22 protein-coding genes are annotated in these 24,220 nt (G+C 64.8%); 12 read left to right on the forward strand and 10 right to left on the reverse strand.

Features of this window, described 5'->3' with window-relative positions; translation table 11 throughout:
• Entirely contained in the window at positions 1-462 is a 462-nt protein-coding gene (locus tag FBZ93_RS20480; RefSeq protein WP_146987899.1) for an acyl-CoA thioesterase, read from the reverse strand.
• Between the two features lie 163 nt (positions 463-625).
• Here FBZ93_RS20480 and FBZ93_RS20485 point away from each other — a divergent pair, with 163 nt between their 5' ends.
• Positions 626-1,654 (forward strand): NAD(P)/FAD-dependent oxidoreductase, encoded by a 1,029-nt coding sequence (locus tag FBZ93_RS20485; protein WP_146987901.1) that lies wholly within the window; start codon positions 626-628, stop codon positions 1,652-1,654.
• Positions 1,655-1,780: 126 nt separating this feature from the next.
• Positions 1,781-2,353, forward strand: coding sequence for a DUF2147 domain-containing protein (locus FBZ93_RS20490; RefSeq protein WP_167529126.1), 573 nt, complete (start codon positions 1,781-1,783; stop codon positions 2,351-2,353).
• A 62-nt stretch (positions 2,354-2,415) separates the two neighbouring features.
• On the opposite strand, the gene FBZ93_RS20495 is transcribed toward FBZ93_RS20490, so the two are convergent.
• Both FBZ93_RS20495 and FBZ93_RS20500 read right to left on the reverse strand, forming a co-directional pair.
• Entirely contained in the window at positions 2,416-4,374 is a 1,959-nt protein-coding gene (locus tag FBZ93_RS20495) for a hypothetical protein (protein ID WP_146987905.1), read from the reverse strand.
• 100 nt (positions 4,375-4,474) lie between these two features.
• A complete protein-coding gene (locus tag FBZ93_RS20500; protein ID WP_146987907.1) occupies positions 4,475-5,551 on the reverse strand; it encodes a lysylphosphatidylglycerol synthase transmembrane domain-containing protein in 1,077 nt (358 codons plus the stop codon).
• Positions 5,552-6,155: 604 nt separating this feature from the next.
• Here FBZ93_RS20500 and FBZ93_RS20505 point away from each other — a divergent pair.
• On the forward strand, positions 6,156-7,574 hold the full coding sequence (locus FBZ93_RS20505; protein ID WP_146987908.1) for an MFS transporter: 1,419 nt from the start codon (positions 6,156-6,158) through the stop codon (positions 7,572-7,574).
• A 196-nt stretch (positions 7,575-7,770) separates the two neighbouring features.
• Positions 7,771-10,173, forward strand: a complete 2,403-nt coding sequence (locus tag FBZ93_RS20510; RefSeq protein WP_146987910.1) for an EAL domain-containing protein — start codon at positions 7,771-7,773, stop codon at positions 10,171-10,173.
• Positions 10,174-10,394: 221 nt separating this feature from the next.
• On the opposite strand, the gene FBZ93_RS20515 is transcribed toward FBZ93_RS20510, so the two are convergent.
• Complete coding sequence (locus tag FBZ93_RS20515; RefSeq protein ID WP_146987913.1) at positions 10,395-11,366, reverse strand: MBL fold metallo-hydrolase; 972 nt, start codon at positions 11,364-11,366, stop codon at positions 10,395-10,397.
• Between the two features lie 151 nt (positions 11,367-11,517).
• The gene (locus FBZ93_RS20520; protein ID WP_146987915.1) at positions 11,518-11,952 is read right to left on the reverse strand and encodes a hypothetical protein; all 435 of its coding nucleotides are present in this window, start codon (positions 11,950-11,952) and stop codon (positions 11,518-11,520) included.
• 83 nt (positions 11,953-12,035) lie between these two features.
• Here FBZ93_RS20520 and FBZ93_RS20525 point away from each other — a divergent pair, with 83 nt between their 5' ends.
• From FBZ93_RS20525 to FBZ93_RS20535, 3 genes are all read left to right on the forward strand, one after another.
• Entirely contained in the window at positions 12,036-12,662 is a 627-nt protein-coding gene (locus tag FBZ93_RS20525; RefSeq protein ID WP_146988141.1) for a hypothetical protein, read from the forward strand.
• A 72-nt stretch (positions 12,663-12,734) separates the two neighbouring features.
• On the forward strand, positions 12,735-13,328 hold the full coding sequence (locus FBZ93_RS20530) for a YdcF family protein (RefSeq protein WP_146987917.1): 594 nt from the start codon (positions 12,735-12,737) through the stop codon (positions 13,326-13,328).
• 98 nt (positions 13,329-13,426) lie between these two features.
• Entirely contained in the window at positions 13,427-13,783 is a 357-nt protein-coding gene (locus FBZ93_RS20535; protein ID WP_146987919.1) for a hypothetical protein, read from the forward strand.
• Positions 13,784-13,823: 40 nt separating this feature from the next.
• Here the strand turns inward: FBZ93_RS20535 and FBZ93_RS20540 are convergent, their stop codons facing one another.
• A complete protein-coding gene (locus tag FBZ93_RS20540; protein WP_146987921.1) occupies positions 13,824-15,167 on the reverse strand; it encodes a PLP-dependent aminotransferase family protein in 1,344 nt (447 codons plus the stop codon).
• Positions 15,168-15,348: 181 nt separating this feature from the next.
• Here FBZ93_RS20540 and FBZ93_RS20545 point away from each other — a divergent pair, with 181 nt between their 5' ends.
• On the forward strand, positions 15,349-15,585 hold the full coding sequence (locus tag FBZ93_RS20545; protein WP_167529127.1) for a DUF1127 domain-containing protein: 237 nt from the start codon (positions 15,349-15,351) through the stop codon (positions 15,583-15,585).
• Positions 15,586-15,748: 163 nt separating this feature from the next.
• On the opposite strand, the gene FBZ93_RS20550 is transcribed toward FBZ93_RS20545, so the two are convergent.
• Together FBZ93_RS20550 and FBZ93_RS20555 are read right to left on the reverse strand one after the other, a co-directional pair.
• The gene (locus FBZ93_RS20550; protein WP_146987923.1) at positions 15,749-16,546 is read right to left on the reverse strand and encodes an IclR family transcriptional regulator; all 798 of its coding nucleotides are present in this window, start codon (positions 16,544-16,546) and stop codon (positions 15,749-15,751) included.
• Between the two features lie 148 nt (positions 16,547-16,694).
• Positions 16,695-16,886, reverse strand: a complete 192-nt coding sequence (locus FBZ93_RS20555) for a hypothetical protein (protein WP_146987925.1) — start codon at positions 16,884-16,886, stop codon at positions 16,695-16,697.
• Between FBZ93_RS20555 and FBZ93_RS20560 the strand changes: the two genes are divergently transcribed.
• From FBZ93_RS20560 to FBZ93_RS20570, 3 genes are all read left to right on the forward strand, one after another.
• Positions 16,870-17,661, forward strand: coding sequence for an enoyl-CoA hydratase/isomerase family protein (locus FBZ93_RS20560; RefSeq protein WP_146987927.1), 792 nt, complete (start codon positions 16,870-16,872; stop codon positions 17,659-17,661). The genes FBZ93_RS20555 and FBZ93_RS20560 overlap by 17 nt on opposite strands.
• 4 nt (positions 17,662-17,665) lie before the next feature.
• Positions 17,666-19,762 carry an acetate--CoA ligase family protein gene (locus FBZ93_RS20565; RefSeq protein WP_146987929.1) on the forward strand — a complete coding sequence of 699 codons (2,097 nt, stop codon included), beginning with the start codon at positions 17,666-17,668 and terminating at the stop codon, positions 19,760-19,762.
• A gap of 72 nt (positions 19,763-19,834) precedes the next feature.
• A complete protein-coding gene (locus FBZ93_RS20570; protein WP_146987931.1) occupies positions 19,835-21,331 on the forward strand; it encodes an SLC13 family permease in 1,497 nt (498 codons plus the stop codon).
• A 165-nt stretch (positions 21,332-21,496) separates the two neighbouring features.
• Here FBZ93_RS20570 and FBZ93_RS20575 read toward each other — a convergent pair whose 3' ends face one another.
• Positions 21,497-21,922, reverse strand: a complete 426-nt coding sequence (locus FBZ93_RS20575; RefSeq protein WP_021077991.1) for a universal stress protein — start codon at positions 21,920-21,922, stop codon at positions 21,497-21,499.
• A gap of 154 nt (positions 21,923-22,076) precedes the next feature.
• A complete protein-coding gene (locus tag FBZ93_RS20580; protein WP_146987932.1) occupies positions 22,077-22,619 on the reverse strand; it encodes a SixA phosphatase family protein in 543 nt (180 codons plus the stop codon).
• A 94-nt stretch (positions 22,620-22,713) separates the two neighbouring features.
• Here FBZ93_RS20580 and FBZ93_RS20585 point away from each other — a divergent pair, with 94 nt between their 5' ends.
• Complete coding sequence (locus FBZ93_RS20585) at positions 22,714-24,213, forward strand: NAD(P)/FAD-dependent oxidoreductase (protein ID WP_146987934.1); 1,500 nt, start codon at positions 22,714-22,716, stop codon at positions 24,211-24,213.
• Positions 24,214-24,220 lie beyond the last annotated feature (7 nt).

A 24,220-nucleotide genomic window follows, 5' to 3' on the forward strand; every position in this document is an offset into this window, starting at 1 on the left:
TTACTCGCCGTCCGGGTTCACTCCGCGACGGACCCAGCGGCGGAAGTTTTCCTTGACCTCCGCCGGCAGCGGCGTCGGCCTGCGCGTGGCCTCATCGATCATCACGGTGACCGCCTTCGCCGACGCCACGCATCTTCCCTGCGAAAACACCACCTGATCGAAGGTGGTCGATGTCCGCCCGAACTTGACGAGACCGAGCCCGAGCTCGATCTGGCCCGGCCAGTGCAGCTCGGCGCGGAAATGGATGTCGAGGCGCACCATGATCCAGCCGAGCCCGGCCGGCATCAGCCCCATGCTGCGGTCCTTCACCAGCGTGACGCGGCCGGTTTCAAAATAGCTCGCATAGACGGCGTTGTTGACGTGCCCGTTCGGGTCGAGATCGGCAAAGCGCACATTGTCGGACAGCCGATAGGGAAAGTCTTCCAGGCGCAGTGCATCGTCGGCGCGGACAGGGGCATTCACGAGGGGGATCTCCGTCGGTTTCCTGCCCATACAGCCGAGTTGCGCAGGCTCGGCAAGGGGTTGCCGCGCCAGCCGCTGTCCCTATTATGCATGTCACGATCCGGCCCACTTGGCTGGACAGGCGAAAAGCCGTCCAGTCGACCTCAACTGAAAAGAAGCGGACATGAGCGAAGCGATCAAGACCGATGTGCTGATTATTGGCGCGGGCCCCTGCGGACTGTTCGCCGTGTTCGAACTGGGCCTGCTCGACATGAAGGTGCATCTGGTCGACATCCTCGACAAGATCGGCGGGCAGTGCGCCGAGCTTTATCCCGAGAAGCCGATCTACGACATTCCCGGCATTCCCTTCGTCACCGGCCAGGGGCTCACCGACCAGCTGCTGGAGCAGATCAAGCCGTTCAATCCGACCTTCCATCTCAACGAGATGGTGGAGAGCATCGAGAAGATCGGCGATCCCTTGTTCCGCGTGAAGACCGATGCCGGCAAGGAGTTCGAAGCCAAGGTGGTGGTGATCTCCGCGGGCGGCGGTTCGTTCCAGCCGAAGCGTCCGCCGGTGCCGGGCATCGAGGCCTATGAAGGCACTTCGGTGTTTTACGCCGTGCGCAAGATGGAGCAATTCCGCGACAAGAACATTCTGATCGTCGGCGGCGGCGACTCCGCGCTCGACTGGACGCTCAATCTGCATCCGATCGCCAAGCGCATCACGCTGCTGCACCGGCGCGACGATTTCCGCGCAGCGCCGCACAGCGTCGAGCAGATGCGCACGCTGGTTGCCGACGGCAAGATGGATCTCAAGATCGGCCAGGTCACCGGGCTCGAAGGCGCTGGCGGTCAACTCTCGGGCGCCGCCTTGAAGGGCAACGACAATGCGATGTCGACGATCGCCTGCGATACGATGCTGCCGTTCTTCGGGCTCACCATGAAGCTCGGTCCGGTCGCGAACTGGGGCGTCGCGCTGGAGAACAATCTGGTGCCGGTCGACACCGCGGCGTTCGAAACCAACGTGTCAGGCATCTTCGCGATCGGCGACATCAACACCTATCCGGGCAAGCTCAAGCTCATTCTCTCCGGCTTCCACGAGGGCGCGCTGATGGCGCAGAAGGCGCACCGCTACGTGTATCCGGACAAGCGGCTGGTGTTCCAGTACACAACCTCGTCATCAAGTTTGCAGAAGAAGCTTGGCGTGAACTGATTCCGCTCCAGCGGCGACCAATGCCAGCGGCATGAGCCATTCCCGCGCGGCGCGGGTACTGGAACGCTCCGTCAAATGGCCGTAGTCTGCGCGTAGTCGGGTTTGTCGATTGATCAGGTGATGATGATGCGGAACACGCGATCCAGACTTCGGCTGATCTTGGCGCTCGCCGCGGCCTTTGCGCTAGCTGCTCCGCTTGCGGCGTCCGCGGCCGAGCTGTCGGCGGCCGGGCTCTGGCAGAAGGTCGAGGACGGCAAGACCGAGGGCTGGTTCCTGGTGATCGAGCGCAACGGCCTGTACGAAGGCATGATCGCAAGGATGTTTGCGTCGCCCGGTGATCCGCCCAATCCGGTCTGCTCGAAATGCACCGACGATCGCAAGGACATGCCGTGGCTCGGCATTCCGCTGATCCGCGACATGAAACGCAACGGGCTCGCCTATGAAGGCGGCAACGTGCTCGATCCGCGCAACGGCAAGATCTACAAGGCCAAGATGACGCTGAGCGCCGACGGGCAGACGCTGACCATGCGCGGCTATCTCGGCATCTCGCTGTTCGGCAAGGACGAGGTCTGGACCCGGCTGCCCGACACCGCGCTGGCGCAGCTCGATCCCGCGATCGTCGCCAAATATCTGCCGGCGCAGGCCGCCGCGGCGAAGCCGCTGCCGCCGGCGCCCATGCCCGCGACGAAGCGGCACTAGGACTTTTCAGGCTCCGATCCGGATCACGTTTGCTCGCGTTGGCGCTCGCACAGCGCGAGCGTTCAGCGTTGCTCCGGTGCCGTCGGCAACGGCGCGACCGGCTCGGAAAGCACCTCGGGCACCGTGGTGTTCAATTGCAGCACGGTGGCGGCCGCGGGCACCGCCGCATCGGCCATCGCCGCATGGCCTTCGGCGCTGGGATGCACCGCGCCGCCATACACCGCCGACAGGATGCCCCATGTCGCGTCGTGGATGTCGGTCGGCTGCATCGAGGACGGCAGGCCCTGCGGGTAGGTCATCGCCGCGAAATAGCTGTCATTGGCGTCGCGGATCCAGCGCGCACGCGGCAGGTAGGCGCGGTATTCGCCGGCGCTGCGGCCGCATTTCAGCGGCTGGCTCGCCGCGGCGACGATGTCGGAGACGAAGCTGTCGCCGTTGGCGGCGAAGCAGTCGCGGTCGAACTCCGGATCGGTCGAGGCGCGCGCGCAGAAGCCGTGGCTTGCAAACGCGTCCTGATGCGCATCGACGAAGGTCATGCGGTCGGCCTGCGGATTGCGGCAGATGATGCCGGACTGGCACTGCGCGATCGCCTTGAGCTGCGGCAGGAACTCGTTCTGCACGAAGCTCGAGACCGAGGCGAGCCGCTTCGGATCGGCGTTGAACGAAGGATGGATCTCGAAGCCGGCGCGGCCGCCGGGGCAGGGCGCGCCGCCATTGGCCAGCGCCGGATTGGCATAGGCCGTGTAGATCACGCGCGACAGGTCGCCGCCGAGCAGCGGCTTCAGCGCATCGCGCAGCTTGGCGAAATCGGCCGGCAGGTCGCGCGCCAGCGCCGAACGGGCATCGTCGACGCTGGCCATCGAGCCGCCCTGGCTGAACAGCGTGCGTTCGGTCGGCGTGTCGACGATCACGTTGGCGACGAGGCCGGAGAAGTAGATGTCGTTGGCGCCGATCGACAGCAGCACGAGATCGAGCGCGCGGTCCGGCTGCCGGCGCTTGGCGGCTGCGAGGGCCGTGCGCAGCTCGGCGATCTGGCCGTTGACGGTGCCCGAGCAGCTGCTCGCGGTTTTGGTCGGCAGACATTCGCGCGCCTGCTGCGAGCCGAGCAGCCCGTCGGCGATGGTGGCGCCGGTGCAGGCCAGCGGCAGATAGGTCACCGCGATGTGCGGATATTGCACGGCGAGCGCGAGCGCGGTGCGGGTCTGGTAGCTGTACAGCGAGCGATGGCAGGCCGAGTTGAGCCATAGCGCGCTGTGGCGCTGCCAGTTCGCCAGGGTGTCCGGCGCTTCGCAGGCGCGTCCGCCTTTGAAGCCGGCACGGCTCGGCCGGTAATATTGCGCTCCGCCGAGATAGGAGCGGAAACAGAATCCATCATCGGAGAGTGCAATCGCGCGATCGGGATTGCCTTCGCCGGATGCGATGCTGTCGCCGAGGCCGGCGATCAAGAGGTCGCGCACCGCGATCTGCGTCGTCACGCGCTGGTTGGCCTCCGAGCCGCTGGCGACATCGACGGTTGCGACCGTGGTGCGGCCGTAGCGGACGCGCAGATTGACCGGCTCGGCGCAATCGAAGGTTTGGGATTGCGGCCCATCGCCGTCGTCGAACGACCACGCACAGGTCGCGCCGACCGGAACCGGGCCGGTGAGCCGCACGGTGATCGGGTGATCGATCGGCGTCAGATAGCTTTCCTTGACGTTGTCGCGGGTGCAGGGCTCGCTGACGCGGCCCTGCAGGTCGATGCAGAGCCGGTTGACCGTGTTGCGCGCCCAGCCGCGGCCGTCGCTTTGCAGTTCCAGCGCCTGTTCCGTGGCCAGCACGCTGCGGCCGAGCCCGCTTTCGACATGCAGGCGGAAATCGCGTTCCTCGCGGAACAGGCGGAAGCGGTTGCGGACCTCCCAGGAGATCGAGAGCTGGGTATCCTGCGCCTCCGCGGCTGAAGCCAATACCGCCGCGAGCGCGCTGCCGAGTAGCACGCTGCAGACCGTCACACGAAACGAAAATCGAACCAAAAAGCCAATCATGGCGCGGTTTGACGCGAGTGGTACGGCGAAAATAAGAGAAGCGGCTGCAGGGATCAAAAATCCGGGATCGAACCCGGGCCAGGGGCTGATGACGTCGCTGTTACCGTCTCAGCCGCCTGATCTGCTGCTGCCGGCTTTCGATCGGTTGCCGCACGGTCGCCGAAGCCGTGCAGGCTTGGCTTAATCGTTTCCGTTCCTGCCATGGCCGCACCACGTTGAGCCACAGCTCGCGCATGCCCATGATCGAGATCGAGATTCCGAACGGGATCAGGAAATAGAGGATCCGGAATACGACCAGCGTTGCCAGCAACTGCTCCTTGCTGAACTCCGGCAGCGCCACCAGCATCGCGGCGTCGAACACGCCAATCGAGCCGGGGGCGTGGCTCGCAAAGCCGAGCAAGGTCGCCAGGATGAACACCACCGCCAGCGAGACGAAGTCGATATGCGGCTCGGTCGGCATCAACAGATACATCGCGAGCGCGCAGAAACCGAGATCGACCACGCCGATGATGATCTGCAGCAGCGTCAGCTTGGCCGAGGGCAGCACCACCTTCCAGCCGTTCTGGCCGAGCTCGCGGCGCTTCTCGCCGGTCAGCAGCCAGACGAAATAGGCGCCGATGCCGGCAAGGCAGCCGAGCGCGATCAGCCGGTTCATCGCCGGCGGCAGCAGGTCCATCGCCGACGCCGCGGCGGGGTGCCAGGCCATGCCGAAGCCGAGCACGAACAGGTTGCCGAGCCAGAAGGTCAGACCCGAGAGAAAGCAGATCTTGGCGACGTCGATCGCGGAGAGGCCGTAATCGGAATAGATCCGGAAGCGGATCGCGCCGCCGGTAAAGACGGTGGCGCCGATATTGTGGCCGATCGTGTAGCTGGTGAAGCTCGATAGCGCTGCAATGCGGTAGGGGACGTGCGTCTTGCCGATCGTGCGCAGCGCGAAGAAGTCATAGAAGGTCAGCGTGCAGAACGCTCCGACCACACAGAGCGCCGCGAGCGCGATCCGGTGCGGCGCGATATCGGTCAGCGCAGTGAGGATGATGCCGGTATCGACGCCCTTCAGGGTGTGGACCAGCGTCGTGATCGCGAACACGATGATGAGCACGCTCGCAGCGATCCCGAGCCGTTTCCAGCCGATCTTTTCCTTGAAGCCACGCCCGAGCGTGGTCAGCAGTCGAAGCATTCATCCTCCCGGCAGGGACAATTTCAGTGGGACCCGGTCACGGACAGCGACGGGTGACGGGCAAACGCACCGTACGCGATGACCCATAAGGCAAAACCGATGCGTTGTGCAGCCCTTGACAAGCCAACCTTCGGCTCCTGTCCAACGTTGTTGTCATACTGGCTACATATGTTCTCGCTCTGCGGAATGTGAGTCGGGGCCATGTCGCGCCCCGCGACGGGACCGCTGCGTGTTCCGCCGTCGATCGGCCATTCACGGCGATTTCGCCGATATTTTGCCGATTTGGCCGCCGTTGCCGGGACCATGGGAGCGAAGCGAATACACGATATGCATCGGAATGGGGACGTCGGGGCCGGCTGCGGCGTTTACCAAAGTGTGAAGTCGATGCGCGCATCTGCGTGATCGGGCTGTGAACCGCGGTTGGGGCCGGAATGAGGCGCCCGGAGGCCGGCCGTAGGTCTATTGAGGCAAAACGCCGCGCAACATGGTTGCGGCCACATGGCGCCGGCCGCCATCGCAATGCCACACTTCGATCGACGACGAAGTATTATTGAGAAACGAAGACCTATCTCTCGCATTGGTTGCGAACAGCGAGGTCAAGACCATGCAACAGACATCCCTGAACGCGCGTCGCGTGCCGGACCAGCGCGCGCCGTCGCATCGGCGGCCGGCCGGGCTTGCGGCGACGTTGACGCTCGCTGCCATGAGTCTCGGTTACGGCGTGGTGCAGCTCGACGTCACCATCGTCAACACGGCGCTCAACGCGATCGGCGCGTCGCTCGGCGGCGGCGTGGCCGAGCTGCAATGGGTGGTCAGCGCCTACACCATCGCCTTCGCCGCCTTCATCCTGACCGCGGGCGCGCTCGGCGACCGGATCGGCGCCAAGCGCATCTTCATGGCGGGCTTTGCGATCTTCACCGCGGCATCGGTCGCCTGCGCCGTCGCGCCTGATGCCGTGACGCTGATCGCCGCACGCTGCGTGCAGGGACTGGCCGCGGCCATCCTGGTGCCGAACTCGCTGGCGCTGCTCCGCCACGCCTATGCCGACGAGACGGCGCGCGGACGCGCGGTCGGCGTCTGGGCTGCCGGCGCCAGCCTTGCATTGACCGCCGGCCCGTTCGTCGGCGGCGGGCTGATCATGCTGGTCGGCTGGCGCGCGATCTTCCTGGTCAATCTGCCGATCGGCCTCGCCGGGCTATGGCTTGCCTGGCGCTTTGCCGGCGAAACCAGCCGCCATCGGCAGCACCGGCTCGATCTGCCGGGGCAACTTACGGCGATCGCCGCGCTCGGCACGCTGGCCGGCGCGCTGATCGAAGGTGGAGCGCTTGGCTGGGACAGCCCATTCGTGGTCGCAGGCTTCGCGCTGGCCGCCGTCTTCTCAGTGCTGTTCGTCTGGCGCGAGGCGCGCGCGGTGCAGCCGATGCTGCCGCTCTCGCTGTTCAGGCAGCGGATGTTCGCGCTGACCTCGATGGTCGGCCTCTTGGTCAACGTTGCGTTCTACGGGCTGATCTTCGTGCTCAGCCTCTACTTCCAGCAGGTCAACGGACTGTCCGCGTTCGCAACCGGCCTCGCATTCGTGCCGATGCTCGGCGCCGTGCTGCCCGCCAACCTGATCGCGCCGCATGTCGCAGAGCGGATCGGCGCGCCGGCGGCGATCGCGCTCGGTGCTGCGATCTCGGCCGCCGGATGCCTGGCGATGCTGTTCATCGGTCCCGGCACCTTCTATCACGCGATCTGCCTGCAACTGCTGGCGATCAGCGGCGGTCTCGGCCTCCTGGTGCCGCCCTTGACCTCGACGCTGCTTGGCAGTGCCGAGCCGCAGCATGCCGGGATCGCGGCCGGGGTGCTGAATGCGACCCGGCAGACCGGCAGCGTGCTCGGTGTCGCGCTGTTCGGCTCGATGGTCGGCCGGTCGGCGGCCTTCATGGCCGGCCTGCATGCAGCCCTCGTGATCTCCGCCGGCGTCTTGCTGGCCGCCGCCGCGCTGATCTGGATCGGCGCCTCATCACAAACACGGCGGTGAGGGAAGCTTGCTCCTGACGGGCGGCCGCCGACTAGGTAGTCGAGGCTGCCGACCGAATTGTGTGTGAGGACTGCAGTTTTCCCCGACGGTACTCCGTGCATTCAAGGCTTCTTCACCATGCGTGGAACCTTGCTGCGGTGCGTTACCGTTCGTACACGAATACGCTTGTTCTTATGGGTCCATAACGGGGGCCTATATGTATCGCGTACTCACCTGTCTCACCTTGGAACATGACTGGCGGTTGGTCGTCCTTGGTGGGGTGATCTGCCTGCTCGCCAGCGCCGTCGCGATCAGCCTGTTTCACCGGGCCCGCGCCGCCGAGGGCCGCGCCCGCGAGATCTGGATCGGTCTCGATGCGGCGGTCGGCGGCTGCGGTATCTGGGCCACCCATTTCGTCGCCATGCTGGCATATGATCCCGGCATCGAGGCCGGATACAACATTCCGATCACGTTGCTGTCGCTGGTGCTCGCGGTTGCGATCCTTGCCGTTGGCCTTGCCGTCGCGACCTTCGATGAGCGCTGGTGGACGGTCGCCGCCGGTGGCGCCATCGTCGGCATCGGTGTCGCGGCGATGCATTACACCGGCATGCTGGGGCTGGAATTGCCCGCGCGCATCGTCTGGTCGCCCGGCATCGTCGTTACCTCGATCGCATTCGGAAGTCTGTTCGGCGCGCTCGCGCTGGTGGTTGCCACGCGCGGCGAACGCCTTGGCACCACTGCGGCTGCGACCGGTCTTCTGACGGTTGCGATCGTCTCGCATCATTTCACCGGGATGGGTGCGGTGACGCTGGTCCCGGACCCGACCATCGTTCCCGACGGACTTTCGGTCTCGCCGCGCGTGCTCTCGTTCATGACCGCGGTTGCCGCCTTCGCGATCCTCGGGCTGTCGCTGATCGCCTCCATCCTCGATCGCCGTGCCAAGACCGAGCTTCACAAGCAGAAGATGGTGCTGGATACCGCGCTCGAGAACATGTCGCAGGGCCTCTGCATGTTCGATGTCGACGGCCGGATCATGCTGTTCAACGAGCGCTACAGCGAGTTGATGGGGCGCAATCGGGTGCCGTTGCAGGGGCGTTTGCTGATCGACGTCCTGCAGGACCTGCATTCCATCGGCGAGTGGGACGGCGATCCCGAGGAGTTCTGCAATGCGCTCGTCGCCGAGGCAAAGGCCGGCAACGGCGCGACGCGGATCGTCAGCCGCAACGAGCGCGCGATCCGTGTCGTCGACCAGCCGATGAAGGGCGGCGGCTGGGTCGCGACCTTCGAAGACATCACCGAATGGCAGCAGGCCCAGGAACAGATTTCACACATGGCGCGGCATGACGCGCTGACCAACCTGCCGAACCGCACGCTGTTCCGCGAGCAGCTCGAGAAGGCCTCGCGGTTGGCCAAGCGCACCGACCAGCTCGCGGTGCTGTGCCTCGATCTCGATCATTTCAAGGAGATCAACGACACGCTCGGACATCCGATCGGCGATGCGCTGCTGCGCGAGGTCGCGCGCCGGCTCGGCGAATGCGTGACCGAGCACGACACCGTGGCGCGGCTCGGCGGTGACGAATTCGCCATCGTGCAGTTCTGCAGCAATTGCGAGCCGTCCGTGGTGTCGTCGCTGGCAAGCTGCGTGGTCGAGCGGATCGCCGCGCCCTACGAGATCGAAGGCCATCAGCTCGTGATCGGCGTCAGCATCGGCATCTCGCTCGCGCCCGAGGACGGCAAGGATCCCGACGAACTGCTGCAAAAGGCCGATCTCGCGCTGTACCGCGCCAAGGCCGATGGCCGCGGCACCTACCGGTTCTTCGAGACCGGGATGGATGCGCGCGCGCAGGCGCGCCGGCTGCTGGAGCGTGACCTGCGGCTCGCGCTCGAACGCGACGAGTTCGAGGTCTATTACCAGCCGATCCGCGATGTCGAGGGCGATCGGGTCGTCGCCTTCGAGGCGCTGGCACGCTGGAATCACGCGCAGCGCGGGCTGATCGCGCCCAACAATTTCATCCCCGTCGCCGAGGAAACCGGACTGATCGTCCCGCTCGGCGAGATCGTGCTGCGCAAGGCTTGCGTCGAGGCCGCACGGTGGCCCGCGGACATCGCGGTTGCCGTCAACCTGTCTCCGGTGCAGTTCAAGAATCCGAACCTGGTGTCGTCGGTGAGGGCGGCGCTGGATGCGTCGGGGCTGTCGCCGGATCGGCTCGAGCTCGAGATCACCGAATCGGTGCTGCTGCAGAACAGCGAGGCGACGCTCACCGTGCTGCACGAGCTGCGCGGTTTCGGCGTCCGCATCTCGCTCGACGATTTCGGCACCGGCTATTCGTCGCTGAGCTATCTGCGCAGCTTCCCGTTCGACAAGATCAAGATCGACCGTTCGTTCGTGACGGATCTCGCGACGCGCGAGGACTCGATGGCGATCGTGCGCGCGGTCACCGGTCTCGGCAAGAGCCTCGGCATCGTCACCACGGCGGAGGGCGTCGAGACCGATACCCAGTTCGACCTGCTGCGCCAGGAAGGCTGCACCCAGGCGCAGGGCTATCTGTTCAGCCCTCCGCGGCCGGCGGCTGACGTCGCCAAGATGTTGCGCCGGGAGCCGGAACGGTCGGTCGCCTGATTGGATTCTTGTCAGACGCGGTTTCTTGACGCGAACCGGCGTCGACTCGGCTCGGGCGTTGTTCACATATTGATAGCGTCCGCTTTGCACTTGAAAGGCGACGTTGAAACCGAGATGGCGGCATGTCGGCTATGGGCCAAAAGCTGACTCAGATGTCGACCGGTTCTCCGCTACGAGCAGCAGTCGTGTTCCATTCGCCAACAGATAGTGTCGCGGGAATATTATCCCTTGGCTACGAATACGTACCTGCTGCCATCCTTGGCCAGCGTGCCGACGTTCGGCATCAACCAGTGAGTACCCGAAATAGTGAGCTTGTCGGCGACCGCGCGATCGAAGATCTTCCTTCGCGTTTCGACAGCCATTTGCGGATCCTGGTCGATAGCGAGTTGCCACTCGGGATTTGTTGAAATGTGTGGCGCAAGATTGACCACGTCAGCGCTGATCAGGAACTGTTCGCCGCCGGAGGTGACCAGATGCGCGACCATTCCCGGGCTATGGCCGAGCGCCTGAACGGCGTGCACACCGGGCAGGAGTTCTGGTTCTCCCTCAAAGGTCCTGACGTTTTTCCAAGTCGCCACCGTGGCCTGAATTCGCTGGGCGAGGCCTTTGCGCGTCGGTCCGAGATCGATCGACTCGACCCCCGGGCGCGTCCACCATTTCAATTCCGCGGCGGGCACCACGATGTCGGCATCCGGGAAGACCTGCGCATCGCTCTCATTGTTCATGAGGCCATAAATGTGGTCGCCGTGGAGATGGGAGATGAGGATCGTCTTGACTGCCTTGGGGTCAAGGCCCGCCGCCGCCATGCTCTCGAATAACCGGCCGTTCCCCTCACCATAAATCGGATGACCGCCCGTACCCGAGTCGATCAGGACCACTTGATCGCGCAGCTTGAGCGCCATGACGATAAACCGCAGGGGCGCCTGATTGTCGGGAAAACCGGCACCACGCAACACGGTCTTGACCTGTTCGACGCTGACATTCCTGACCATGCCCTCCCGCAGCGGAACGTCACGCATGCCATCGATCAGAGAGAAGATTTCAATGTCGCCAACCTTGTATTTGCGGAAAGGTTGAGTGACGGACTGTTGAGCGTGAGCCGCGTCGACAAACGTGATCGGCTTGTCGAGTCCAAACGCGGCAAAAGCACCTGCTGCGCCAAGTGTCACGTCCCGACGCGAGATATCGGACATCGTTCGGCACTCCCCGCTGACTGAATGGATCGAGCATATCAATGTGGATGTGCACGGCACAAGGTCGGCTTTGGGTCATAAGCAGTCTGCGGCGCTCAAGCGGAGCGACCACCGCTTTACCTCGGAGTCCGGACGTTTACGAGGAGACGCTCTAGCTCTTCCTCAGCGCAAAATAGGCGCCGCAAAACGCCATCGCGGCGCCGAGGCACAGGGCGGCGAGGCCGGCGAGCACGGCGGAGATGGTCGACACCGCGCTCGGTGCCGACGCGGCCTGACCGGCCCCTGCCAGCATCAGCACGCCGACGACAATCAGGAACTGCCGCATCCGCTGCGGGATCTGCCCGGCCACCGCGCTGTGCATCAGATTGGCGGTGAAGTAGCCGCCCGAAAACCCGACGCTCGCGATCAGCCACCAGGCGATCGCCGCACCGGCCGGCATGAACTCGTGGCTATCGGAGCGCCACAGGCCGCCGAGATCGAGCCCGTAGCGCGCGCCGAGCATATGCACGGCAAGCGCCAGCAGCACGCCTGATATCATCGCGCCGCCGAGGATGAGGTAACGCGGAAAATAGGTCGTCTCGGGCATGGCTCGCTTGTAGGATAGGCATGACATCCGATGCAAGCGCGCGGATGTGTCCGAACAGGTGGAACGGCGGATTGCCAACAACGTTGCAGGAGCGGTCGGAGACAGGCGAGGGCGCAGCCGTGCGCTATGCCTACAAGGCCTCGTTGGTCGGCTCGGCGCACCAGTTCGAGCTGACCGAGGACGGCCTGTCGTGGCGGATCGCCGGCCGCTCGGGTGTGTGGAACTATCGCGACATCTCCGCCGTGAAGCTGTCCTATCGCCCGGTCTCGATGCAGCAGCAGCGGTTTCGCGCCGACATCGACAATGCCAAGGGCGGGCGGATCGCGATCCTCTCGACCACTTGGCAGACCGCGACGCTGGTCGCGCCGCAGGGGCATCTCTACCGCGACTTCGTCGTCGAGCTGCATCGCCGGATGCAGGCGGCCGGCAGCACGGCGAGGCTGTCCGGAGGTCTCGGGCCGAAAACATATACCGCGGCGCTGGCAGTGCTGGCGTGGCTTGCGGTTGCCATGTTCGGATTGCTGGTGATGGCGCTCATGACATCCAACTGGATGGGCGCGCTGTTCCTGCTTGGCTTCGCCGCGCTGTTCACCTGGCAGGTCGGCGGCTTCGTCACCCGTAACCGGCCGCGGCGCTACAGCTTCGACCGATTGCCCGATACGCTGTTGCCCAAGCCGATGCCCAAGCCGGATCGCAATCAAGCGCAATGAAACGTGACTTCGTGCGCGCCCTCGCGCGCGGCATCGTCGGCGCGTGGTGTCGCGAACGCAACGGGCAGGGGCATGGACGATCGAAGTTTGCGGATGCCGTCCGGCGAGGAGATCGCCGCGATCAATGCCCGCCACCTGATCGAGACGCCGCTGAGGCCCGCCGATCTCCTGTTCGTGTTCGGCACCCGCGGCGATGTCGCCGAGCGCGTCGACATGGCGGTCCGGCTCTGGCGCGACGGCTTTGCGCGCTGGTCGATCGTGAGCGGCGGCATCACGCCGGGCGATGGCCGCTCGGAATGCGAGATCATCAAGGCCGCGATGGTGGCGGGCGGCGTGCCGTCGGAGCGGATCCTCGAGGAGCATCGCGCGCAGAACACCGGCGAGAACGTGATCTTCTCGCTGCCGGTGATCGACGCGGCGTTGGGGCTCGCCAATATCAGCAGCGTGATCTGCCTCGGCAACAGCTGGACCGCGCGGCGTTATCCCATGACGCTGCAGCGGCACTGGCCGGAGGTCGAGAAGATGCTGGTGACGGTGGATAGCTTTGCCGTCCCGCGTGCGCTTTGGCACACCGTCCCCGAGTTTCGCCGCCGCGTCCTGACCGAGTGGGACAAGATCGAGCCGTACATGGCGAGGGGATTCATCGCGGAGTGGCCGGTTGCCTGAACGGCAAGTCCGTATGCTCTCGCCGGCCGGACTGTAAGCGGGCTGTAAGCAACACGCTGTAACATTGGCGTCTGATTTGCTTTTAGCTGGAGTGTCAGATGACAATCCGGACCCCGTTTCTGGCCCTGTGCCTCGTGCTCGTGAGCGTCTCTCCGGTTCTTTCGAAGGGCAGCGTCGGCAACAAACACGATCCGCTGGATCATAACCACGTCGACAACCTGCCCCTCGATGTGCGGCAATATGTTGCCGGAATCTGCAAGGGCACGCCGGTCGCGCAGCACGACTTCGCGACCTACTCGCCGCAAGAGAAGCGCTGGCGGATCAACCTCGAATATCTGCAGTGCGGCGTGATCGGGGAGTATCGCCGAGGCAACCAGTGCCTGGATGTGGACTTCGTCGCCGAGGGCGCGCATTTTCGTCTCGTCCGGAAGACGTACGCGGCCTGCGGCTTCTGATGCCGTCACGTGGGCCGGCACTCGAAGTGAAAACGCGGCGTCACTCCGTCGAGTCGAAATCCTCTTCGGTCGCGCTCAGCATTCCCGCCAGTGTTCGCAGGCCGAGGTCGAGTTGCTCCATCGGCGGCGCGGCAAGCGCAAGCCGCACCGCATTGGGCGCATGCCCCGGCGTGGCGGCGAAGGTCGTCGACGGCGTCAGTGCTATGTCGCGGCGCGCCGCGGCCGCAACCAGGGTCTGCGAGCGCCAATGCGGCGGCAGGGTCAGCCAGAGATGATAGGACTTCGGGTTGGTCTGGATCTCGAAATTGGCCAGATGCTTCGCCGCGATCTGCTGGCGGCGGCTGGCGTCGATCCGCTTCAGTCGTGACAGTTCGGCGGCGGTGCCGTCGGCCATCAGGCGCTGCCCCGCGGCGAAGGCGTAGCCCGACGCCGTCCAGCCGCCCGAGCGCACCGCGGCCATGATGCTTTCGCGCAGCCGCGGCGGCGAGACGATGAAGCCGAGCGCGAGCCCGGGCGCGACCTTCTTCGACAGGCTGTCGAGCACGATGCAGCTGTCGGGCGCGAGCGCGGCCAGCGGCACCTCGTCGTCGAGGAATCCGTAGACGCCGTCCTCGATGACGACGAGGCCGAGCTTCTCGATCACGCGCAACAGCTCGGCGCGGCGCTCGGCCGGCATCGTGATGCTGAGCGGGTTCTGGATCGTCGGTTGGACGTAGATCGCCGAGAGATGCGCCTCGCGGTGCGCCTTCTGCACCGCGTCCGGGCGCACGCCGTGCTCGTCCATCGCGAGCGGCACCAGCGTGATGCCGAGCCGTGCGGCAATGCCCTTCACGAACGGGTAGGTCAGCGCCTCGACGCCGCAGCGGCCGCCGGGCGGCACCACGGCGGCGAGTGCCGCGGCGATGCATTGCCGGCCGTTGGCGGTGAACACGATCTGGTCGGGATTCGGCACCCAGTTCTTGCGCGCCAGGAATTCCGAGGAGATCGTGCGCGCCGCCCGCGTGCCGAAACTGGTCGCCGGCCGCAGCGCACCCTCGAGCACCTCGGGCCGCTCCAGCCCTTCGAGGCTCTTGGCGATCATCGTCGCCTGGTGCGGCAGCAGCGGATAGTTGAATTCGAGGTCGATGCGGGCGCCGCGCGGCTCCGGCGGGGCAGCGTTGCCGCGGCGCGCCTCGCCCGACACGAAGGTGCCGCGGCCGACTTCGCCGACCACCAGCCCGCGCCGCAACAGCTCGGTGTAGACCCGGCTCGCGGTCGAGACGGCGATGTTGCGGTCATAGGCGAAATGGCGTTGCGGCGGCAGGCGGTCGCCGGCCTTCAGCGCGCCGCTGGCGATCTCGGCGGCCACCGCATCCGCCAGCTTCAGATACTCAAATCGCGACATTATTGCACCGAGAGCAATGTTTTACTTGCTCCGAGGAATGTACCGGATCATTTAAGAGGGAACAAGCCCATGATTGCACCGAGGAGCGCGCAAGCAATCCGAGGTCACGACGGCGCAGGTGCTGAAACAGCATTTGCGTCAACGGCATAGCTTTGCCATTTGGGCACCGATGGAGATGACAATGACGACGATATCCTCAGCCGCCGCAGCGCCCGTGCGGTCCAGTATGTTGGGCGGATTGCTCCGATTGCTCCGCGTGTGGGGCGATGCACTCGCGACCTATTGGGTGCGCCGCGAGGCGATCAAGACGCTGCGCCAGCTCGATGACCGGACGCTGCGCGACATCGGAATCTCGCGCTGCCACATCGAGACCGCCGTCACCGGCGATCTCGGCCTGGAGCTGGTGCGGATCCGCTAAGCTGCTGGGCGCAGGAGAAGCGCGAGCTGCTCGGTGGCACCATCGCGCCGTCGCACGCGCTTGGCATGACCGTCGTGGCCGAGGGCGCCGAGTTGCCGGCACACAGCCAAGACGTAATCGCCTCTAAAGCGCGATGAGATTTGGTTGAATCGTCATCGCGGATTCAAGCCTGAAAGAGTTCGTCCCTTGGGCCAGAGAGCGTATGCTTGCATCGGTCCGCAAAGGCCATGAGGTATTCGCCCATTTCCGCGCTCAATGCTTCGCTCGGCTCGATGTCTTGCATGCTCATGTTGAGAGCGTAGACCGGCAGGCCGTCCAGGACGATCGGTGTGGCGACAGCGAGTACGCCGGGCTGCCAGGAGACCGCACAATATCCGTAGCGCTTGACCGCGCGGATCGACTTCTGGACGTCGGCGTTCAGCGTCTTCGCAACGGCGGCGTTGCGTCGCTTGAATTGCCCTATCAGCCTGTCGCGGGCAGCGTCCGGAAGCGCCGCCAGATAGGCACGCCCGAGCGAGGTCAGTTCCATCGGCACCTGTTGGCCTGCCACGATGCTGCGCAATGTCGGTCGCGGATTGTAGCGAATGGATTCCAGATAGACCATCATGGTGCGATCGCCGGATGCGAGACCGACATTCAGCCTGCGTCGCGTCGATTCAGCCCGCATCAACGGACCGAGCACCTTGAGCACGGGTGATCCCATGCGGAAACCATGACCAAGGCTGAGAACGGCAGCGGCAAGCCGATAGTTTCGCTCGATCGGGACTTCGTCGAGCATGCCGAATTTAACCAGTGTCTTGGTCAGCCGACTCACCGTGGAGCGGGGGAGGCGGGTTCGTTCGGCGATTTCGCCATTGCCGAGCGTATCGACGCCGGGTCGGAACGCCCGCAAAATCTCGATGCCACGCTCCAGCGATCGGTTTCCGTTCGCGCCGCCGGCATATTGACGAGCCGAAGCCATACTGTCCTCCTCGCCTGATTCCACTTAGTGGAAATCAGGGATGGCCCTTTCTATGACAGTTCAGTATTCAGGCAAGCAATAAAACAAGCGCGAAGCACCTCGGGAGTACGAAACGCAATGTCCGACATTCCTGTCGTGTAACTTCCGGCTACTCCGGTTCGTCGATGTCGACAGGATAGAGCCGGCTTGAAATCGATACATCGTTGGTTTCCCGGCGCAGGAGCGCCGGGATGTACGGGCCGGCATCAGCCGGCGCCTTCGGAGTGATGCCTCCTCCGCCATGAAGATCCGCACGCAGCACCAAACCAGTCCAAGGCTTGCACATGACCTTTAAACTCATCGAGTTCTCAGTCGACGCAGGTGTCGCCAACATCGCCTTCAACAGGCCCGACCGCCGCAATGCCATGAGCGATGACATGCGCTCGGAATTCGTGGATGCGCTCCAGACGGTCACGAGCGACAACGCGATCCGGGCACTGGTGCTAACCGGACGTGGCAGCGCATTTTGCGCAGGCGGCGATATCAGCGGCATGAAGCGGCGCCTGGAAGCTCCGCACGGCGAGGTCGCGTTCAATGGTTGGAGCCGCCAGCAGGGCGTCCATCGTATCCAGTCCATGCTGCTCAACCTGCCCAAGCCGACCATCGCCGCTGTGAACGGCGCGGCTGCCGGTCTCGGCGCCGACACCGCGCTCGCATGCGACTTCCTGATCGGATCGGAGTATTCGAAGTTCACCTGGTCCTACATCAAGCGTGGGCTGATCCCCGACGGCGGCGGCTCCTATTTTCTGCCGCGCCGGGTCGGACTGCCCAGAGCCAAGGAGCTTATTTTCACCGGGCGGGTGGTCGAAGCAGACGAGGCCCTCGCGCTCGGCATTCTCGATCGAAAGGTGGCTTCCGGCGAGCTTCTCAGCGCCGCGAAGGCCTGGGCGGTCGAACTCGCGAAGGGATCGCCGACGGCGCTGGCGCTGAGCAAGAAAATTCTCAACCAGTCTTTCGAGCGTTCGGCGCACGAGATTTTCGATCTCGGCAGCCAGGCGCAGGCCATCTGCTACACCAGCGCCGAGCATCGCGAAGCGGTGATGGCTTTCCTCGCAAAATCATCCGCGAAGGAGTGATGCCATGAACGCCATCGCACGCCTCATCAGGCCGCGCAGCATTGCCGTTATCGGCGCCTCGGCCGATCCGGGCAAGACCTCGGGGCGGCCGGTGTCGTTCCTGCAAAAACACGGCTTTTCGGGCGAGATCTACCCTGTTAACCCGAAGGTGGACCGCATCGGTGAACTCACCTGTTATCGCGATGTCGAGGCACTCCCTGCTGTGCCCGACGTCGGGATCGTCCTCCTGGGCGCCGAGCACGCGCATCTGGCCGTGCGGGAGCTCGCCAAAAGAGGCGCCGCCGCAGCAATCGTCCTTGCCAGCGGCTATGCCGAGACTGGCGAGGAGGGGGCTCTGCGTCAGAAAGAGCTCTTGCAAGCCGCCGGCCGGATGCGGGTTCTTGGCCCGAACACGATCGGACTCGTCAACCTGACCGACAGCATCGTGCTGTCGGCTTCGGGCGCCCTGGCAATGGACCATTTCCCTGCGGGCTCGATCGGGCTCGTCTCGCAGAGCGGCGGAATCCTTGGCGCGCTGCTTTCTCGCGCGGCTGCGCGCGGAATTGGATTGTCGAAGCTGGTGTCCACCAGCAATGAAGCGGATCTCGAGCTTTCGGAGTTCATAGAGTTTCTTGCCGCAGACGAAGCAACCAGGGTGATCGCCTTGTATGTCGAGGCGATCCGGCATCCTTCCCATTTCCGCGAGGCTGTGCAAAAGGCGCGCGCGGCAGGCAAGCCGGTGGTGGCTTTCAAGATCGGCCGTTCCGAGGCCGGCGCTAAGGCGGCGGTGTCGCACACCGGCGCGCTGGCTGGCTCGGATCGCATGTACGATTCGCTGTTCAGGCAACTCGGCGTAATCCGGGCGAAGACATTCGAGGAGTTGCTCGATATTCCGGCCGCTCTAGCCGCGGGGCGGAAGCTCAGCGGAAAGCGCGTGGCGATCCTCACCTCCACGGGCGGAGCCGGAACAATCGTCTCCGACAGTCTCGGTGTCGCCGGCTTCGAGACGCCTGCGCCCGATACGGCGACCGCCGCTCGGCTCGCCTCGCTGCAATCAGGATCCCATGCCAATCTCGACCGCAATCCGGTCGATTTGACCTTGGCCGGCTTGCATCCGGATATCCTGCGGGGTGCGATCAGCGCCTTGCTCGCCAGTCCTTCATATGATGCCCTCGTGGTTATCGCAGGGTCGTCCGCTGTGGGATCGCCGGCGCTGCTGGCGGATGCCGTCCACGACTGCTTGCCGGAGTCCGACAAGCCGGTCATTGCCTATGTCAGCCCGCACGCGCCGAATGTCGGCGCGGCTCTCACAGCACGCGGCGTGCCGGCCTATACGTCAGCCGAAAGCTGCGCCTCGGCATTTTCCGGATTGCTGCTGGCGGCCCGGTCCGCGCCGGCTGAACTTGCGTCATCGCCCGAACGCCAGGTCCACATCAGCGATCTTTCCCAGGGCTCACTCGACGAGGCCGAGGCCAAGGCGCTGTTCGCACGCTTCGGCATCCCCGCGGTAAATGAGCGGATCGTCGAGACATCGAACGAGGCGCAATCTGCGGCGCGCGAACTCGGTGGAAAGGTGGTACTGAAAATTCTCTCCAGCGAAATCACGCACAAGAGCGACGTCGGTGGTGTCGCCGTCAATCTGACACCCGATACGATCGGTTCCCGTCTGAACGCAATGGCAGACGACGTGAAAGCGGCAACAGGCCAGCGGCCGCGCCGCTTCCTGGTACAGGAAATGGTTGCGGGAGGCGCCGAACTGATCCTCGGTATGCATCGTGATGCGTTGGGCACGGCAATTCTGCTCGGCATGGGCGGTGTCACGGCAGAACTCATCAAGGACACCACCATGCGGCTTTTGCCGCCGCAGGGCGGATTGAGCGGGGGCGAGGCGCTCTCGATGGTGCATGACCTCATCACTTGGCCGCTGCTCGACGGATTTCGGGGCCGTCCAAAGGCGGATATCGACGCACTTGTATCGACTATCGTGGCTTTTTCGCTGATGGCGGCGCAACTCGGCGCGCGCCTGATCGAGGCCGAAGTCAACCCCGTGTTCGTCTTGGCGGCGGGCCAAGGCGTGCGAGCCGCGGATGGCGTCGTGGTGCTTGGACCCGTTGGCGGCTGAGCAAGTCCGCTGCGCGATGAAAAGCACCGGCAATTGCGTCGGTGACCTAAAAATCAAAAATGGAGGATACGCATGTCGACGCTGGCCCGTGCTGCGTCCGAAACTGCAGGGGCGAGCACAAGGAAGCTCCTGACCGTGCTGATCGGCATCGCGATCATGATGGCGATCATCATGGCGCCGTCCCCGGCCGGTCTCTCGCTGGCGGGGCAACGCGTCATCGCCGTGATGGCCTTCGTCGTGCTGATGTGGATCACCGAGGCGATCCCCTACGGGGTCAGCGCGGTCGCGCTGGTCTTCCTGCTGATCCTGGCGCTCGGCTTTTCACCCGCGGCAGGCGACGCGGGCAGCATCCTTGGAACGGCGAAGGCCGTTCCGCTCGCGCTCAGCGGCTTCTCGAACAGCGGCTGGCTATTCGTCGCAGCGGGTCTCGCCATGGCGGCGGCGATTACCGGCACCGGGCTCGAAAAGCGGGTCGCCTATCTGATCCTGGAACTGGTGGGCGCAAGCACCCGTGCGATCATGCTGGGCATCATTCTGACGGCGTTTGCGCTCACCTTCTTCATTCCCTCGGTGATCGCACGTGCGGCAACGCTCGTTCCGATCGTGATCGGGCTGATCGAGGCGTTTGGCGTTCCACGCAACAGTCAGATTGGAAAGGCCATGCTCCTCATGGCAGGTATCCTGCCGTCGGTGACCGGTGTGGGCGTCCTCACCGGAGCCGCGCCCAATCCGGTGATTGTCAATTTCCTGACCGGGGCTGGTCAGCCTCAGGTCGGTTATCTCGACTGGCTGATCTACCTGTTTCCTTACACGCTCGTTTTTTCGGTTGGTCTCTACTTTCTGACGACCAGGCTCTTCAAGTTTGAGTTTGCCGAATTGCCCGGAGGCCGGGACTACATTACCGCGCGAATCGCGGAGTTGGGACCGATGTCGACGGCAGAGAAGCGGGCTTCGTTCATCATGGCGCTGACAATCCTGCTTTGGGCTACAGACAAGGTTCACCACGTCGAGGCGTCCGCCATATCGGTGCTTTGCGTCCTCTTGCTCGTGCTGCCCGGTGTCGGCGTGACCACCTGCAACGACCTTTACAAGCGGATCGACTGGAATTCGATCCTGCTGTTCGGTGCGGGAATTTCGATGGCGGACATGTTCACCAGGACGGGCGGTGCGGCATGGTTGTCCAAGGTGGCGTTCGTCGAATCCGGGATGGGACGCCTCTCGGTCACGGTGCTGGCGTTGACGATCTTCGTGGTCGTTTTCTTCGTACGCTTCTGCTTCACCAGCATCACGTCTTGTCTGACCGCCATCACGCCGGCGATCATCAGCTTCCTCGTCTCGCTGCACAATCCGGATTTGCCGATAGTCGGAATCGTTCTCGGTGTCGCGCTCATTGCCCAATGTCTTTCCATCATCCCGGTGACGTCGGCTCCAGCCATGATCGCCTACGGTGCTGGCGGCTTCACGACGCGCGACATGATGAAGCTTGGTTTGCCGCTCGCGGCGATCATGTACGGTATCATGATGCTGTTTATGTTCACCTATTGGCCGCTCGTAGGTCTGTGGAGATGAATGAAGCGCGGACCGGCGAAATTTCTGAATATTGGAAGAATGTCCCTGATTTGCCCGGCGTTCCAAGTTGCCTGGTCGAACGGCGGCGGCGGCCCGTTGCTTTGCATGGGGTTGTTTTCGATATTTTGGCGAAGCCGCCTGCGGCGGCCCCCCTGGCGCAGCCGGCTAGTGCCGCACCACCAGCACCGAGCATTTGGCGTAGCGCACCACGTGGCCGGCATTCGAGCCGAGGAAATAGGTGCGCATCGCCGGGCGGTGCGAGGTCATCACGATCAGGTCGGCCTTCATGGTCGCGGCCTCCTCGAGGATCTCGTGATAGATGCCGCCCTGGCGGACCACGCCCGAGATGCGTCCTGGCGCGATGCCGGATTCGCGCGCCACGATCGCAAGCGCTTCTTCCGATGTTTCACGCTGCTGGCTGTCGAAATCCGCCGGCACGTATTCGGCGAGCATCACCGGCGTCATCGGCAGCACGTTGAGCAGGCGCACCGCGCCGTTCCAGGTTTGCGACAGCGTCGCCGCGGTTGCGATCGCAGGCTTCGCCAGATCGGTATCGGCGAGGTCGATCGGCACGAGAATGGACTTGTACATCTGCGCCTCCTGTCCGCGATTGGTCTGGAGCCGTTTGGTCCCTGTGGCGGGACGCGCGCCTTCTTGTTCTTCGGTAGCTCGTGGTCGACGCGAACCGGTCCCCCTGTCGCGCGATCGTCAATATAGCATGGCGGAGCGGCGGTGTCCGCTTGCGTCAGCCGCGCGAGGCCTGCTTCAACAGCTTAGGGCTGACGAACAGGACGAGCTTGCCGCGCCGGAAGGAGACCTCGTTCCAGTCGTCGGTCGCGAAGTCGAGCACGGCGAGTCCCGAGGTCGGCAGGTTGTCGGCGAGCGCGCGCTTCGCCGCCTCGTCGCCGCTGCCGGTCAGCGTCAGCGCCAGCTCGTGCATGCCGGGATTATGGCCGATCAGCATCAGCCGCTTCGGATCGGTAACCGAGGCCATCCGGATCGCCGTGAGCAGCTGCGCCGGATCGGCGCCGTAGAGTTCCGGCACGAAGTCGACTTTCGGCGCAGGTCCGGCGCCTTTCAGCGCCTCGCGCACGATCTCGAAGGTCTGCGTGGTGCGGACCGCCGGCGACACCAGCGCCAGATTGGGCAAAGGCGGGTGGCGAGCGATCCAGCCGCCGATCTCCGCCGCATCGCGGTGGCCGCGCTCGTCGAGACGGCGATCCTGGTCGTGCCCCGAGGGCGCGTCGTGTTCGGTCTTGGCGTGACGCAGCAGCAGCAAACGGCGCATGAACTTCCATCTCGATTCGGTCTGGTCGAATTAATTCTACAGGCTCATGCCCTGGACAAGGTGACAAGCGCCGCAGCGGTTCGTAAGAAACGACATGAGCGAGACTTCCACAAGTGCGGCAGACGGCCCCGACGCGGCGTCCTCGCCGTTCCGCGACCGCCTGGCGTTCGACCTCGACGTCGACATTTGCGTGGTCGGGGCGGGGCTGGCCGGCCTGACCGTGGCCCGCGAGGCGGCACGGCTTGGAGCCAGCGTCGCCGTGCTCGAGGGCCGCCAGGTCGGCTGGAACGCCTCCGGACATCATCTCGGCACCGTGATGCCGGGCTTCGGCCTGCCGATCGCAGATGTGATCGAGCGCGTCGGCCTCGATGATGCCCGCGAATTGTGGGCGCTCTCGAAGGAGGGCGCCGACTATGTTCGCGCCACGGCCACCGAGGATTTGATCCCGGGCATCAGCCCAAGCGACGGCGCGCTGGAAGTCTCCAATGTCGATGTCGGCGAAGCGCTGATCAGCCGGCTGCAGACGCTGGGCGAGGAATTTGCGACCGAAGTCGAAGGCTGGCAGGTCGATCGCGTGCGCAGCGTGCTCAGGACCGGCCGCTATTTCCACGGCATCTACTATCCTAAGGCGTTCCAGATCGACGGCCGCAAATATGTCCACGGTCTCGCCGCGCTGGCTGCGCGGGCGGGCGTGCGGATCTTCGAGGAGACGCCGGTCGTCAGCATCGATTTTTCCGGCATCCGCAAACGCATCGTGACGCCGTCGGCCCGCCTGCGTGCCAACCATATCGTCCTCGCCGGCAATATCCATCTCGGTGCGCCGCTGAAGCGCCTGTCCGATACGCTGCTGCCGGTGTGGCGCTACGCGGCGTTGACCGAGCCGCTCGGAGACCGGCTGGCCGAGGCGATCACCTTTTCCGGCTCGGTCGTCGACAGCGACGGCATCGACCATTTCCGAATCGTCGATGGCAATCGCCTGTTGTGGGCCAGTCCCGAAACCACATGGGATGCGCGGCCGAAGCGGTTCGCTGCGGCGGTGCAGCGCCGCATCGCGACGGTGTTTCCGCAACTCGGCAAGCCTGCGATCGCGGACACGTTCGGCGGCGCGGTCGGCGTCACCGTGCATGGCATGCCGCAGATCGGCCAGTTGCGCAGGGGCCTGTGGGTGGCGAGCGGCTTCGGCCGGCAGGGGCTCAACACCTCGGCGCTCGCGGGCCAGTTGATCGCGCGCAGCATCCTGTGGGGCGATGACCGCTGGCGGCTGTTTTCGCCGTTCGAACTGGTGTGGGCCGGCGGCACCACCGGCCGGGTTGCCGGTCATTTCGTCGGCCTGTGGGCGCGGGGCGCTGCGTCCGCGGCGGGCGTGCTGGCGCGCTACCGCGAGGGTGCACGTGCGCGGGAGCAGGCCCGCGAGGCACGGCTCGCCGAGGCCAATCTCAAGGCGGGAACCCGGGGACCGGCGCCCCGCCGTCCCCCAGGGGCCATGGTACGGCCGGTACCGCCGCCCGCGCCACCCCGGCAGAGGGAGGAGGGCGAGGAACGGTATCCTCACGCCTCGCAAGAAAGTGAGCGGATCTCCGACGGGCGGATGTAACGTCTAG

This window comes from Bradyrhizobium macuxiense (genome assembly GCF_007993935.1).
Lineage (GTDB): Bacteria > Pseudomonadota > Alphaproteobacteria > Rhizobiales > Xanthobacteraceae > Bradyrhizobium > Bradyrhizobium macuxiense_A.